This is a genomic window from Leeia aquatica (assembly GCF_012641365.1).
GTDB lineage: Bacteria > Pseudomonadota > Gammaproteobacteria > Burkholderiales > Leeiaceae > Leeia > Leeia aquatica.
The window spans coordinates 365,314-379,322 of the sequence record NZ_JABAIM010000002.1; the positions used below are offsets into that span (position 1 = coordinate 365,314).

The window sequence follows — 14,009 nt, forward strand, 5'->3', positions numbered from 1 at the left end:
ATCAGGAGTGCAGCATGAGCATGTTGGCAGGCAAGGTAGTGATCATTGCAGGAGGCTTCGGCTTTCTGGGTATGGCGGTAGCGGCGGCAGCCCAGGCGCAGGGCGCGCGGGTGGCGCTGCTGGGTCAAACCCGCGATGCGGTGCCCACGCGCACCGACAGCCTGCTGCCACTGCCCGGCGTGGACCTGACCGACTTGCCCGCCTGCCAGCATGCCGTGCAGCAGGTGCTGCAGCAGTTTGGCCGTCTGGATGGGCTCATCAATGTGGCGGGTGGCTTTCGCTATGAAACCCTGAGCGAGGGTGATGTGTTGAGCTGGGACCTGATGTACCAGATGAACCTGCGCACCGCGCTGACCATGAGCAAGGCGGTATTGCCCACCTTGCTGACGCAGGGTCAGGGCCGTATTGTCAATATCGGTGCCAATGCGGCAACACGCGGCAGCGCGGGCATGGGCGCCTACACCGCCAGCAAGGCGGGGGTGGCACGGCTGACCGAGAGTCTGGCGGATGAACTGAAAGCCCGTGGCATCACCGTCAACGCCGTGCTGCCGGGTATCATCGACACCCCGGCCAATCGCGCCGACATGCCGGATGCAGATACCAGCCGCTGGGTCGCCCCGGCAGACATTGCTGCGGCCATCCTCTTCTTGCTATCAGACGCGGCCCACAAGATCACCGGTGCCTCCCTGCCCGTGACCGGCAGCCTGTGATGCGTCGTCTGTGCCTGGCGGGGTTGTTGCTGGCGACGTCAGCTTTGCATGCTGAAAGTCTGGAAGACAAGCTGAAGACACAGCTGGCGCAATTTTACCAGCTGGAGGTGGTCAACTCAGTACCCCTGACGACACCGCAGGACTTGCGGCAAATACAGGATGCGGTCACTCCTTCCCTGTTCCGCGCGCTGCAGCAGATGGTCGCGGCACAACAGCGCTGCGGTGAAACCGCTGCCCAGGACGAAAAACCACTGGGTTTTGAAACCAGCGTGTTCAGCACCCTCTACGAAGGCTATAGCGAGGCCACGCTGGTCGCCCTCCAGCCGCAGAATAGCCAGCACCTGCAGGCGATCATGGCCTTTGCCTATCGGGACAGCAGCAGTCCGGAGGCACGCTGGCATGATCAGCTCAGCCTGCGACGGGTGGGCACCCGGTGGCGGATCGACGACATCCAGTTCAATGTGGCTTATCAGCAGTCCCCCGCCCTGCACAACAATGGCTGGCTGGCCAGCGGCACCCTGCGGCAGACCCTGCAGTCGTTCATGCAGGAAGCGCGTGGCTGCGTGCGCCCGTCTGCCCGCCACACCCCGGCAGCAAAATAAAAAACTGATCCAGCACCCGCAGGCAGTGTTCCAGCGCCTGCTCTGGCGGGATGGCCCATTCTTCCAGGTGGCGGTCCACCGCCATGCGGGCCAATCCATAGGCCTGTGCACGAAACATCAGCCGCGCCTGCTCCAGCGCAAAGCCGGGGTGTTGCCCGTAGCGCGCCTGCAGCAGGGCATCCATCTGCCCCATCACCGCCTCACTTTGCGCCAACAGCGTGGGAGACTGCGCCAGATTAAACAGGCTGCGATCTGAAATCACCATGAACTGGGCCGGGTTGGCGATCGCCCAGCGCAAGTAGCCCACCCCCATGGCCTGCAAGCGCCCTTCCGCTGGGGCCGCTTCGACTTCCCGAGCAATGTCTGCCACAAAACGCTGCATGCCTTGCTCGGCGATAGCAGCCAGCAGTGCGTGCTTGCTGTCAAAGTGGCGGAACGGTGCCGCAGGGGACACCCCCACCCGTCGAGCCACATCCCGCAGCGACCAGGCACTCATGCCTTGCTCGATGACCAGTGCCAGCGTGGCATCCAGCAAGGCTTGTCGGAGTTGCCCGTGGTGGTAACGGGTTCGCGGGGTAGTGTCTGCTGCCATGAGCGGGCCTGAAAAGAATTGGATTCCCGTTATTGTAATCAATGTTTACATCACTTACACTCCTCAAATGTAATCATTGCTTACATAAGGAGTAGCACATGCAACACTGGCACCGTGGACACACCTTCTGGCTGATCTGCACCTTGGGGATTGTTGCTGGCATTACTGCCATACTGTGGGATGCCCACACGCTGGAGCTCGCCTTGCGTAGCTGCGTGCGGTTGACGGCGCGTAGCTCGCTGGCGCTGTTTCTGCTGACATTCTGCAGTAGCGCCCTGCATACCCTGTGGCCAAGTGCATTGACCCAAACCCTGCTCCGCTACCGGCGGCAGTTGGGCCTGAGCTTTGCGACCTCGCACCTGATTCATGCCTGCCTGTTCATTCAGCTGGGGTTACTGAATCCAGTACTCGGTAAAGAAGTCTTTGCCGCACCAATGTTGATTCTGGGCGGTAGTGGTTACTTGATGATCGCCTTGCTGGCGGCCACCTCCAATGAGGCTGCCATCCGCATGCTGGGCGGTGCCTTGTGGAAACGACTGCATACCTTTGGCGTTTATTGGCTATGGCTGCTGTTTGTGCTGACGGTAGGCAAACGCCTGGCACAGGGCCCGCTGTACAGTGCCATGCTGGCAGCCTTGCTCATTGGGCTGGTATTGCGGCTGTGGGGGCAGCGGCAGCTGAGGGCTCGGATCGCGGCAGCCGCCAGTTAAACCTCAGCAGCTTTTCAGCGTCAGCGTGTCCAGTGGTTTGGACTGCTGACGCGCAGCACCGGCAGGCACCAGCTTCATCAGAATGAAAGACAGCAAGATCAGGCTGATACCCGCCATCTGCCAGCCATTGAGGTGCTCGCCCACCAGCAGGATGCCCAAGGATACCGCCACCACCGGATTGCTGAGCGACAGCATGCCCATCATCTGTCCTGACAGACGGCGTACTCCCCAAAACCATATCGCATTGGCCAGTACCGTATTGCCAACCACCAGCCACAGCAGGCCGGGCGCTTGCTGCAGGGTTGGCAGCGGCATCGGCCCGGCCCACAGCCAGGCCACCGGCAGCAACAGCACGCCCCCCAGCAGCAACTGCCAGCCCACCAGAGGCAGCACATCCTGTACCGGCCAGCGCTCCATCCACAGTGTGGACTGCGCAAACAGCAAGGTTGCCGCCAGTGCAGCCGCCACCCCCAGCAGGTCCAGATGGCTGGACGGATTCAACAGCAGCATGACCCCCAGCAAACCCAGCACGGCCAACCCCAGCCAGACGGGCGCAGGCCGTTGCCCGGTCTGGAGCCAGCGCAGCAGCAGCATCTGCAGCGGGAGCGTGGCCCCCAGCGTACCGGCCACCGCCCCCGGCAGGCGATAAGCCGCCAGAAACAGCAGCGCAAAAAACACGGTGACCCCGCTCAGGGTCAAGGCCAGCATGCGCGGCCAAGGCAGTGGCAGACGACGCAGGCTGCTCGGTCGCAACAGCAACAGGATCAACCCGGCAGGCAAGGCACGCCAAACGGCCAGCCAGATCGGTGGATAGCCTTTAAAAAACAGGGCAGCCGCCGCGTAGGTGCTCCCCCACAGCATGGGGGCCATGATGGCCAGCAAGATCGGCATATTTTGCTCACTCAATAAGTATCTTATTTATTAGATATTTTAACATGAGATAATTCAAACAAAAAATATTTCAGTAATAAGATAAAATCGGCAGACACTGGCATGGCATGCCAGCACACAAGGAAGAACCATGTCTCAGCAGGATCATGTGGACCAGGTACTGGCGCAGTGGCAACAGCAGCGGCCAGACCTCGACCCCAGCAGCACTGGCATTTTTGGTCGCCTCAATCGTATGTCGCAGATCGCCATGCGCCAGATCGAAAGCGTGATGCTGCGGCATGGCCTCAAGAGCAGTGAGTTTGATGTACTCGCCACGTTGCGCCGCCACAACTGCCCGCTCACCCCAACTGCGCTGTATCGCACCATGATGCTGACCTCAGGCGCCGTCACCGGTCTGGTAGACCGGCTGGAAGCACGCGGGCTGGTGGAGCGCATCGCCTCGCAGGAAGACCGCCGCAGCCTGCTGGTGCGTCTGACCCCGGCGGGCCATGCCTTGATCGACCAGGCCATGAATGATCACCTGGCCAACCAGCAACAGATGCTGGCTCCCTTCAGCCCTGCACAGCGGGAGCAGCTGGCCATGCTGTTGCGGCAATGGTTGCTGCTCAATGAGCAGGATGTCACAAACCCTGCTGACAAAAACTGACAGCATGGGCGGCTATGCTTGCGCCATCGACCACCCAGCCCGGGTGGTCCACACCCAGGAGCAAACGCATGAGCCCGAATTTTCTGATTCTCTATGTTGACCAACCGCAACGCAGCGCCAGCTTCTACAGCCAGCTGCTGGACAAGCCGGTGATCGACGCTTCCGAAACCTTTGCCCTGCTGCCACTGGATAACGGCTGGATGCTGGGCCTGTGGTCTCGTCATACCGTGGAACCGGCAGCACTCAATACCGGAGGCGGCGCGGAAGTCTGCTTTGCACTGGACAGCCGCGAGGCGGTGGATACCTACTACCAGCGCTGGACCAGCATGGGGCTGACCATTCTGCAGCAGCCAATCCGCATGGACTTTGGCTATACCTTTACGGCGCAAGACCCGGATGGCCAGCGCCTGCGCGTCTTCGTGGTGGAGGACTAAGCGATGAAATACTGGATTGCGGTTGCATCCGCCGAGCACGTTCGCCGTGGGCTGGCCGGGGGCTTCATGCAGGTCTGCCATGGCAAGGCGGCCCCGTTGCGCCGCATCCAGCCGGGTGACTGGGTGAGCTACTACTCCCCCACCATCACCTTTGGCGGCAAGGACACCCTGCAGGCCTTCACCGCCATCGGTCGGGCGCTGGAGCCTGATCCGTATCAAGTGGACATGGGCGAAGGTTTCCACCCCTTCCGTCGGGATGTGGTGTGGAGCCCCGCTCAGCAAGATGCCGCCATTCGCCCTCTGCTCGACCAGCTCAGCTTCACCGCCGGTCAACGCAGCTGGGGCTACGCCTTCCGTTATGGCCTGTTCCCGGTTACGCAGGAAGACATGCGGCTGATCGCCCGCAGCATGCACAGCGAAGAGGCGGTGCAGCTGATAAGCGCTTATGCCTCCAGCTCACCCCACAAGGCCGCATAATGGGCCTGCCGTAAAGCTTGCTGACGATGCTGTACCGCCTCCAGTGCAGCATCGTCCAGCCTGGCTGCATGACGTAACCAGTGCAGGTAAAAGGCATCTGCGGGCACAAACGCTGCGGCCTGCCGCCCTACCTGCCGGAAACCCCGGTTCAGGTAGTCATCCAGCTGTGCGGCGGCGAGCAGGTCTTCCAGCGGTGGTGTTTCGCCAGATAAAGCCAGCCGCACTTCTGCCAGCGCCTGATTGAGGTGCTGCTGTACGCTACGGTCGCCGCCGTGCAGGAAAACCGTCTGCCGGTGTTGGCTGGCACACTCCGCCAGCGCCGCATCGGCTTCAGACTCGGTCAGTCCCCCGACATCATCATTCAGCCACAGCAGGTGATTGGCAATCCGCTGCCAGAATTGCTGCAGCAAGGCCGCGTAGTCGCCTTTACGAATTCCCCATAGTGCCACAGCAAAGCGACTGTGCTGTTCCATCAGGATGAATACCGTGCGGCGGCTGACCGTTGCTGCATGCAGCTGCCAACGCCAGCCTTGCAGCGCCCCCACTGGCGCCACGTCCCGCACAGGGCTGTGCGTCCGGCCTTGCCGGGTCTGGCTGAGTGCGCGTGCCGCCGCCTGGGTACAGTGCAGGGTCAACATGATGAACTCCGAAAAACGTGCGGGACAGCCTCACGCTGTCCCGCAGGATAAAGCCAGCCAACGGCCAGGTCTAGCCGGTAAAGGCCTCCAGCGTAGCGGACAGCGCACGCAGGCGCTCACGCAAGCCCTGGCTGGCGGGCAGGAACGGCAGGCGCAAGATGTCCTGGCACCAGCCCTGCTCGGCGAGCAGTGCTTTCACAGGAATAGGGTTGGGCTCGGCAAACAGGGCCTGCATCAGTGGCAACAGGGCGGTATGAAGACGGCGCGCCTCGTCCAGCTTGCCTTGCCTGACCAGCTGGTACAGCCGCACATGCCAGCGCGTATGAATATGCGCAGAGCCTGCGATGGCGCCGTGCCCGCCAAGGCACATCACCGGGAAATTCTGTGCATCGTCGCCCGACAGCACCTTGAGCGGCGTCTCCTGCACCAGCCTGACGGTGCGCTCATTATTGCCACCGCATTCCTTGATCGCCACCACTCGACGGTCACGAGTCAATGCTTGCAGGGTATCCACTTCCACATTCACCCCGGTACGGAACGGGATGTTGTACACCACCAGCGGCAGATCGCTGGCTTCGACCACCGCCTCGTAGTGGCGTTGAATACCAGCCTGGGTGGGGCGGACATAAGAAGGCGGCGTCACCAGCAGGCCATCGGGCTTGAGCCGGGCCAGTTGCCGGGCCTGTGCCACCGCCGCATCGGTCGCGAACTGGGTCACACCCAGAATGATCGGCAATTCAGGTGCAGCTTCGCGCAACGTGGCGAATACCGCCTCCTGTTCACCGGGGTGCAGCAATACCCCTTCACCGGTGGTGGCCCCCGCCACCAGACCGTGAATACCCTGCCCCGCCAGATGGCAGGTCAGGCGCGCCAGAGCGACGTGGTCAATCTGGCCATCGGCCTGCATCGGCGTGATGATGGGCAACCAGATACCTTCAAATACAGTGTGCATGTTTTCCTCATGGTAGAACGGTAATGGGATAGTCCGTTCCGTGAGTGGCGTACCGTTGGGATCAATCAGGAGAAAAGTTGATATGCGTTCCCGTCCGGCATTCCGCCCGACGGGACGCGACTCCCCGTCAGCGGAGAAGTCGTTTTTTAGGTTTCAACCCAAGGCCGCACAGGTCCGACACCGCCAGCGGGGCGGTAGAACAAGGCAAGAAAGCACGCAGCATGGCCATGACAAGGTCACATTCAGGTTGAGCGCTTATCATCCAATAAAGCCGCCAGCCTGACAAGCGCCAAATCAGCCAACGGAAGAAAGACTCCGCCATGCCCCGTGAGTATGGACTCCCACGAGTGTTAACATGACAAGCGACTGAAACAGACTTTCCTACATCGGACCACGCGCATGCTGCAACATTTCCCCGGTACCTGGAGCTTCCCCGCCAGCTGGCACAGTCTGGGCGAATTGAGCCGCTATGGTTCTCTGCCCGGTTGGGTCAAACTTTGGCGAGCGGTCTCGATCCTGCTGTTGCCGGGCGCTGGTTTTCTGGCTTATCTCTGGCCGCAACCTGTGATCTGGCTCGGCTGTAGCCTGATGGTGCTGCTGTTGCTGCTGAGCTGGCTCTGGCTGGCGACCGCCCCACGCCGCGAGATGTTGCGCTATCTGCAGGAAGGCGGGCTGGCGCCGCTGAGTGAACGCCAAAGGCGTGCGCTGCAACCCAATATCGTGCATTGCTACAACCGGGGCTGGTGGATAGAGACGCTGGAAATGTGGCCCTGCAGCCACCGTCTGCACCACACGCGCGGCTACTGGCTGCTGGACATCGAAGCCGAACCTGCTTGCTCACGCAGCTCACTGAAAAGCGACTGGGATATTGAAAGCCGCGAAGACTACTTGCAGATGTTTGACCGACTGCGGCAAGGTCTGCATACGCAGTACCTGCTGAGCCCGGATGCCAGTGCAGCCTACGTGAATTTGACCGACGAACTCGCCTGGCTGACACAAAGTGACCCCAAGCGGGTAGCCCGCCTTTGGCAAGAACAAGACGGCAAACCCGCGCATCTGATCTGGGGTTTCGATCTGTGGCGCGCCAGCAATATGGCCCGCATGGCCTGGCAAGCCCAGTACATCAGCGAAGCGGAAGCCTGGGCACATATTGAAGCCGTAGCCGAACAGATTTTCCAGCGCTTTGCCTCGCTGGATGAGTTCTTTTTCAGTTACCTGGTGGGCTTCGCCTTCTGGAACCGGGACAAAGCGGAGTGTGAAGAGAGAGTCAGTTTCTATACCGTCTTTGTCCGCCAATGCCACTGGCCACGCGCCAAAACCTTATGGGGCTGGCAATAACGTCTCAGAACAAGGAGGCCTGCCGTGGCGCCTCTGCCGGGGCTCGCTTCTGCTGAGGTGTCAAATGGGTGACGGCCAGGCCATAGCGCCGCTGGATGGCGTCCGCCACCATGGAACGGTGGCACATGTGCGGGTCCGCCTCATAGCACAGCAATACACTGGGCGAAGCCTGCGCAACACGCGCCAGTGCCGCAAGCGGCTCATGCTGAGACTCCAGCCAGCTACAGAAATCCCGCGTATACCGCCCCCAGTCATCGTCTTCACGGTAGCGCATGCGGATCGGGCGTGGGCAGCCCAACTCGGACATCGGCTGATACTGCACCCCAGCCGCCTCCAGCCAATCAGCCATACTCGCACCAGAGAAACCTGGCTTGCGGGAAAAGGGCGATTCTCGGACATCCACCAGTGTTTGCACGCCGTGCTGCTGCAGGCATGCGGCAAAGGCAGGGGCCGTCAAACCTTCATAACCGATGGTGTACAGCATCATGTGTCCTTGCCCGTCCTAGCCTGCGCATGGCAGCATGTTGTCATGACTGCGCGGAGGCAGCAAGGTTCCCACCTGTACTCCTGACCCACACTATTCCCGCTTCTCTTTTGGAGATGGGCGTTTAATCACGCGGACTAGACCTCCATGCAAAGGAGGGGGCTATGTGTTTTTCCCTCTACCAGTCTCAAGCAGAACCAGGCTCATGCTCCAACGCCAGTGATGAAAAATATGCCTTCAACGCAGCCACTGCGATACGAACCTTGGCGGGTTCTACGTCGCGCCTCGCCGTCAGCATGGCTAAAGGGTACGACGGCAGTCTCAGTTGGGGTAACACCCTGACAAGATGCCCTTGTTCAAGGGCGTGACGGACATCCGCATAGAAGAGCCTTGCGATACCCATGCCTTGTTCGCACATCTGCCGCAACGCGATCTGATTGCTTGTTGTAGTGCGGGTCTGGAGGGGGATCAGTTCCTTTCTCCCATGATCATCCACTGTCTCCAGTATGAAGTTCGGTAGGGGAGCCCCCCCGTCAGGGAAGGCAGCCTCTGCTGTAACTTCTTGCACTTCTCGCATCAGGGCCAGCCAGTGATGTCGCTGTAGATCTAGCGACGACTTTGGACTGCCGTGACGTTCCAGATACGCCGGAGCGGCACATAGCACTGTGTCCATCTGCCCAAGCTTTCGAGCGATCCAGGTAGAGTCAGGCAGCTCGCCAACTCGCAGAGCGATGTCGATCCGCGAGCTGATCAGGTCGATCAGCACATCATCGACGATCAGGCTCATCCGCAGTAGAGGCCATTGTGTCAAAACAGGTGCCAGCGCTGGGGCAATATGGTTGCCGAAGCCAAGGGGAGCTGCGATTCGCAACTCACCAACCGGCGCATCCCGGGCCTGCTCCAGCGATGCAGCTGCCGCACGCCCGGCTTCGAGCAAACGAAGACAGTGTGGGTAGCAGCGCTCGCCAGCCTCGGTGAGCGCAATCTTCCGCGTCGAACGATGCAGCAACGCGACGCCAGCTCGTTGCTCCATCCCACGCACGATCTGACTAACGGCGGAGGGCGTCATTCCGAGGCGCTTCGCAGCTGCGCTCATCGAACTTGCGTGAACAACCTCTGCGAAAACCGCATAGGGCTTGTACTCGTCCATTCATTACTCCAATTTAACAATGATTGAATCTTACACCACCTTACGGCACGACTAAGAATTACAGATAATAAATCATCCAATTTCAGACAAAGATATGAAGAGACCGGAATGAAGCCTGATATGAATGATCCGCTACTGCACTACGTCTACGATCCGCTCTGCGGCTGGTGCTATGCCGCCTCCCCTCTTGTCAAGGCGGCCGTCGCTAACGGCATCGGCATTAAGTTGCATGGCGGTGGGTTATGGGGGATACCAACCTCTCTGGTAGCAGAGAAACGTAGCCACATCCAGATGAACGATCAGCGTATCGCCGAACTCACGGGCTTGCCATTTGAACCGGCATATCTCAACAAGCTGTTGGACGATCCCGCAACCATCTTCTGGTCTCACCCCACTATTGCCGCTGTCCTTGCAGCCGGCGCGCTACGCAACGGCGCTGACCTTGACATGCTGCACGCCATCCAGACTGGGCACTATGTCCAAGGCCGCAAGGTCGTTGAAGAAGGTGTGCTAGCGAACCTGGCCATCCAGATAGGTCTGGCGGCAGACGACTTCGCCACCACAATCCGAAACATTCACGTTGCCGAACACATCCACAACAGTCGCCACCTGATGACGCTGCATGGAATCAAAGGCTTTCCAGGCTTTGTCCTCGAACACGAGGGCAGGTTCACACGCGTCAGGCACGAGCGCTTCTACGGCAATCCCGAAGCATTCGCGACAGAACTTCGCACCATTACCAAATTGACTTTGGAAAAAGCTGGAAGCGACCAGCCCACGGGATCGACCACTTCTCTCGCATGAACATCCCCCATCAAACATCAACCCATGAAGGAGTTTTCCGTGAAAATCGCATTGATCGGCGCCACCGGCTACGTAGGATCGAAACTGCTACCCGAAGCACTGGCCCGCGGCCATCACATCACCGCCATTGCCAAGAACCCCGAGACGCTACCGCAGCATGAACTGCTTACCAGCCTCTGTGCTGATGTGACGGACACACATGCCTTGTCCGAATGCCTGACCGGCCACGATCAGGTCATCAGCGCCTTCAACCCCGGTACCGACCCCTTCGGCAGTGGTGTGCGTGCGCTGATCGCCGGCGTCAAGAAGGCAGGGATTTCACGCTTTCTCACAGTAGGCGGTGCGGGTTCGCTGCGCTTGCCTTCCGGTGGGCGCGTAATCGACCAGCCGGACTTCCCTGCAGAGTGGAAGGCCGGAGCATTGCTGACGATCGCCTTTCTCGATCTGCTGCACACCGAGAAGGAACTGGACTGGGTGTTCCTCAGCCCATCGGCTTTGCTGGTCCCTGGTGAGCGTACCGGTAAATACCGCGTCGGCAAGGATGACCTGTTGATCGACGCTGATGGCAAAAGCCACATCTCACTGGAGGACTACGCGGTAGCGATGCTGGATGAAGCCGAGAAACCTCAGCATCACCGTGAGCGCTTCACTGTCGGCTATTAAGCCCTCTGTATCGCCACCCAACCCAGACCAGAGATCACCACATGGCCATTTACAAGAAAGATATCGTACCAAACAGCCCTATCCGTTCAAGCTCTTGGCTTGCACATGTCGTACTTGCACTCGGTGGTTTCGCCATCGGAACCACCGAGTTCGCGACGATGAGCTTCTTGCCAGCGTTTACCGCTGAGCTGGGTGTCGATGCCCCTGCGGGGGGTCATGTGGTCAGTGCCTACGCGCTGGGCGTGGTCATCGGTGCGCCAGTGCTAGCCGTACTGGGTGCGCGCCTTGAACGCAGGTTGCTGCTCGTTCTGCTGCAGCTGTGGTTTGCAACAGGCAATATTCTGAGTGCGATGGCGCCGAGCCTGCAGGCGCTCATGATCCTGCGCTTCGTAACAGCGATTCCGCACGGCGCCTATTTCGGGATCGCTGTTTTGGCAGCAGCAAACATGGTTACTGAGCAGAGGCGAGGCAATGCCGTGGGTCGCGTACTCATGGGCCTGGCATTGGCAACAGTGGTCGGCGTACCGCTTGCTAACCTGCTCGCACAGGGGCTAGGCTGGCGTAGCGGATTTGTCGCCATCGGCTTGGTTTCACTGCTGGTCGTTGGAATGCTTTTACGCGTCATGCCTATTCAAATGCCGTCTGCAGGTGCTTCAGCCCTCCGTGAGTTGGGCGCACTCCATCGCTCTCAAGTGTGGTTGACCTTGGGCATTGGGGCAGTAGGTTTTGGTGGATTATTTGCTGTCTACACCTATCTTGCATCGACGCTTCACGAAGTGACGAAAGCAACTGACGGTGCCATAGCGATCGTACTGGCGGTATTCGGAGCAGGAATGGCATGTGGTAATCTTGCTGCACCGTATCTGGCACGATTCGGCGTCATGCGTGCTGCAGGCTTGCTGCTGACGTGGAGCGCACTGGCACTGGCTCTTTACCCGCTGACAATATCCCATGTTTGGTCAATCGCGCTCGCCGTGTTCGCTATCGGCTGCGGTGGCGGACTTGGGGCCATCCTTCAAATGCGACTCATGGAGGTGGCTGGTGACGCGCAAAACTTGGCTGCCTCTCTGAATCATGCGGCTTTCAATGTCGCAAATGCGCTCGGGCCATGGCTAGGGGGTGTAGCACTCAATATGGGTCTGGGTTGGACATCGACGGGTTGGGTCGGTTGTGCCCTGGCACTGGCCGGGATTGCAGTATGGTTCGTTACGTTATCAGTCCAAAGGGGGGCTTATCCAACCGCCACCTGATCATGCCAGCCAAACGATTCAGGGGCACGGCACTGTAAGCTTGAGTGGCTTGACTGAAACGGACTGATTCGCAATGAAAAAGACTATTTTCAACGCAGATGGGCTCACGCTGTTACAAGAGGGTGAACAATATGACGTCACCTACGATGCAGGTGCTAATCAGGGGTAGAAGTTCAGGTATAGCCTGACGGTGGCTGTGTCAGTAATGTTGTGTTCAAGGCAGTTTGAGTCATCACACAGAAGGCCGAACAAATCTATCCTGATAGAAGAATCGCGCATTGATTTATGGCAGCCCTCCAATCCTTTTCCCAGTCTTTTGCTCTCCGCTCATATACGTTCCAAGCTTGTCATTCCAATTCAAAACAAAAAGGGCCAGTCCGTTGCCGGTGGCCCTTTTTGTTGTGCAACCAGGTCAGACGTTTACAGGTCGACCTTTTTCTTCGGTGCGCCGCTGTAGACGTAGCCTTGATAATAGTAGCCGTTCTGCTTGACCTTGGCTTCCGTGGCGCCCTGTTCAAAGGTCGCATCGACCGGCTTGTCCCACCATACGGCGCGGCGCTCCAGGCGCTCGGCAGCCACTTGTGGATTTTGTTCCAGATAGCGGTTGATGAAGTCGGTGAATTCGGATTGATACATGGTGGGCACCTGCTCATATTCAATGGCTGCATTATAGCGGTTTGGCTGCGGGCTGGACACCGCTACACAGCACAACGCCACCCCGAGGGGTGGCGTTGTGGCGAGCTCAGCTGCAGTACAGACTTACTTCAGCATGCCCTTGGCCTTCAACACTTCCACCATGGTGCTGCCCAGTTCGGCCGGGCTGCGGGTGTAAGCGATGCCCGCCTTCTCGAAGGCAGCAAACTTCTCTTCTGCGGTACCCTTGCCACCGGAGATGATGGCACCGGCGTGGCCCATGCGCTTGCCCTTCGGCGCGGTCACACCGGCGATATAGCCCACGATCGGCTTGGTGACGTGTGCCTTGGCGTACTCGGCGGCTTCTTCTTCCGCCGAGCCACCGATTTCACCGATCATGATGATGGCGTCGGTATCCGGATCATCCTGGAACAGGCGCAGCGCGTCGATGTGGCTGGTGCCCGGGATCGGGTCGCCGCCGATGCCGATGCAGGTGGATTGGCCCAGACCGGCAGCGGTGGTTTGTGCCACGGCTTCATAGGTCAGGGTACCGGAACGGGAGACGATGCCGATGCGGCCCGGCTTGTGGATGTGCCACGGCATGATGCCGATCTTGCACTCGCCCGGGGTGATGATGCCGGGGCAGTTCGGCCCGATCAGACGTGCACCGGAGCTTTCCACATAGCGCTTCACTTTCAGCATGTCCAGGGTCGGCACGCCTTCGGTAATGCACACCACCAGCTTCACGCCGGAATCCACGGCTTCCACGATGGAATCCATGGCAAACGCGGCCGGCACGTAGATCACCGAGGCATCGGCCTGGGTTTCACGCACGGCTTCCTTCATGGTGTTGAACACCGGCAGGCCCAGATGCTGGCTGCCGCCCTTGCCCGGCGTCACGCCGCCAACCACCTTGGTGCCGACCTTCAGCGCCTGCTCGGCGTGGAAGGTACCGTTCTTGCCGGTGAAGCCTTGCACCAGAATCTTGGTGTCTTTATTGACCAAAACGCTCATTTGAATACCTTTCTAAACCGT

Annotated in this window: 18 protein-coding genes; 10 read left to right on the top strand and 8 right to left on the bottom strand. The window is 59.6% G+C overall.

All coding sequences use genetic code 11. From position 1 onward, the window contains the following. The first annotated feature begins 14 nt into the window (after positions 1–14). Positions 15–710, top strand: coding sequence for an SDR family NAD(P)-dependent oxidoreductase (locus HF682_RS10790; protein ID WP_168877298.1), 696 nt, complete (start codon positions 15–17; stop codon positions 708–710). Continuing rightward, entirely contained in the window at positions 710–1,312 is a 603-nt protein-coding gene (locus tag HF682_RS10795; protein WP_168877299.1) for a hypothetical protein, read from the top strand. Before HF682_RS10790 ends, HF682_RS10795 begins: the two co-directional genes overlap by 1 nt. Here the strand turns inward: HF682_RS10795 and HF682_RS10800 are convergent. Beyond that, positions 1,251–1,904 (bottom strand): TetR/AcrR family transcriptional regulator, encoded by a 654-nt coding sequence (locus HF682_RS10800; RefSeq protein WP_168877300.1) that lies wholly within the window; start codon positions 1,902–1,904, stop codon positions 1,251–1,253. The two genes, HF682_RS10795 and HF682_RS10800, sit on opposite strands and share 62 nt — an antisense overlap. A 98-nt stretch (positions 1,905–2,002) precedes the next feature. Between HF682_RS10800 and HF682_RS10805 the strand changes: the two genes are divergently transcribed. After that, positions 2,003–2,614: a cytochrome b family protein gene (locus HF682_RS10805; protein ID WP_168877301.1), complete on the top strand. Its 612-nt coding sequence runs from the start codon at positions 2,003–2,005 to the stop codon at positions 2,612–2,614. Positions 2,615–2,617: 3 nt separating this feature from the next. Here HF682_RS10805 and HF682_RS10810 read toward each other — a convergent pair whose 3' ends face one another. Continuing rightward, positions 2,618–3,520 (bottom strand): DMT family transporter, encoded by a 903-nt coding sequence (locus HF682_RS10810; RefSeq protein ID WP_205882027.1) that lies wholly within the window; start codon positions 3,518–3,520, stop codon positions 2,618–2,620. Between the two features lie 115 nt (positions 3,521–3,635). Between HF682_RS10810 and HF682_RS10815 the strand changes: the two genes are divergently transcribed. The 3 genes from HF682_RS10815 (at position 3,636) to HF682_RS10825 (ending at position 5,062) form a co-directional block, all read left to right on the top strand. Next, entirely contained in the window at positions 3,636–4,151 is a 516-nt protein-coding gene (locus HF682_RS10815) for a MarR family winged helix-turn-helix transcriptional regulator (RefSeq protein ID WP_168877302.1), read from the top strand. Between the two features lie 68 nt (positions 4,152–4,219). Continuing rightward, positions 4,220–4,585, top strand: coding sequence for a VOC family protein (locus HF682_RS10820; RefSeq protein WP_168877303.1), 366 nt, complete (start codon positions 4,220–4,222; stop codon positions 4,583–4,585). A 3-nt stretch (positions 4,586–4,588) separates the two neighbouring features. Beyond that, on the top strand, positions 4,589–5,062 hold the full coding sequence (locus tag HF682_RS10825) for an EVE domain-containing protein (RefSeq protein WP_168877304.1): 474 nt from the start codon (positions 4,589–4,591) through the stop codon (positions 5,060–5,062). Here the strand turns inward: HF682_RS10825 and HF682_RS10830 are convergent. After that, positions 5,029–5,700, bottom strand: coding sequence for a DUF6933 domain-containing protein (locus tag HF682_RS10830; protein WP_168877305.1), 672 nt, complete (start codon positions 5,698–5,700; stop codon positions 5,029–5,031). The two genes, HF682_RS10825 and HF682_RS10830, sit on opposite strands and share 34 nt — an antisense overlap. 70 nt (positions 5,701–5,770) lie before the next feature. After that, entirely contained in the window at positions 5,771–6,652 is an 882-nt protein-coding gene (gene dapA / locus HF682_RS10835) for a 4-hydroxy-tetrahydrodipicolinate synthase (protein WP_168877306.1), read from the bottom strand. Positions 6,653–7,051: 399 nt separating this feature from the next. Here dapA and HF682_RS10840 point away from each other — a divergent pair, with 399 nt between their 5' ends. Next, positions 7,052–7,990 (top strand): DUF1266 domain-containing protein, encoded by a 939-nt coding sequence (locus HF682_RS10840; protein WP_168877307.1) that lies wholly within the window; start codon positions 7,052–7,054, stop codon positions 7,988–7,990. Between the two features lie 4 nt (positions 7,991–7,994). On the opposite strand, the gene HF682_RS10845 is transcribed toward HF682_RS10840, so the two are convergent. After that, on the bottom strand, positions 7,995–8,477 hold the full coding sequence (locus tag HF682_RS10845) for a DUF488 domain-containing protein (RefSeq protein WP_168877308.1): 483 nt from the start codon (positions 8,475–8,477) through the stop codon (positions 7,995–7,997). A 184-nt stretch (positions 8,478–8,661) separates the two neighbouring features. Further along, positions 8,662–9,624, bottom strand: coding sequence for a LysR substrate-binding domain-containing protein (locus tag HF682_RS10850; RefSeq protein ID WP_168877309.1), 963 nt, complete (start codon positions 9,622–9,624; stop codon positions 8,662–8,664). Between the two features lie 108 nt (positions 9,625–9,732). On the opposite strand from HF682_RS10850, the gene HF682_RS10855 reads away from it, so the two are divergent. Genes HF682_RS10855 through HF682_RS10865 form a run of 3 tightly spaced genes read left to right on the top strand, consistent with a single transcriptional unit; the run spans position 9,733 to position 12,341 of the window. After that, the gene (locus tag HF682_RS10855; protein WP_168877310.1) at positions 9,733–10,428 is read left to right on the top strand and encodes a DsbA family protein; all 696 of its coding nucleotides are present in this window, start codon (positions 9,733–9,735) and stop codon (positions 10,426–10,428) included. A 39-nt stretch (positions 10,429–10,467) separates the two neighbouring features. Then, positions 10,468–11,091, top strand: a complete 624-nt coding sequence (locus tag HF682_RS10860) for an NAD(P)-dependent oxidoreductase (RefSeq protein WP_308418728.1) — start codon at positions 10,468–10,470, stop codon at positions 11,089–11,091. A gap of 41 nt (positions 11,092–11,132) precedes the next feature. After that, complete coding sequence (locus HF682_RS10865) at positions 11,133–12,341, top strand: MFS transporter (RefSeq protein WP_168877312.1); 1,209 nt, start codon at positions 11,133–11,135, stop codon at positions 12,339–12,341. Positions 12,342–12,761: 420 nt separating this feature from the next. Here the strand turns inward: HF682_RS10865 and HF682_RS10870 are convergent, their stop codons facing one another. Continuing rightward, positions 12,762–12,977, bottom strand: a complete 216-nt coding sequence (locus HF682_RS10870; RefSeq protein ID WP_168877313.1) for a DUF3460 family protein — start codon at positions 12,975–12,977, stop codon at positions 12,762–12,764. A 123-nt stretch (positions 12,978–13,100) separates the two neighbouring features. Further along, positions 13,101–13,988 carry a succinate--CoA ligase subunit alpha gene (gene sucD, locus HF682_RS10875; RefSeq protein WP_168877314.1) on the bottom strand — a complete coding sequence of 296 codons (888 nt, stop codon included), beginning with the start codon at positions 13,986–13,988 and terminating at the stop codon, positions 13,101–13,103. Positions 13,989–14,009 lie beyond the last annotated feature (21 nt).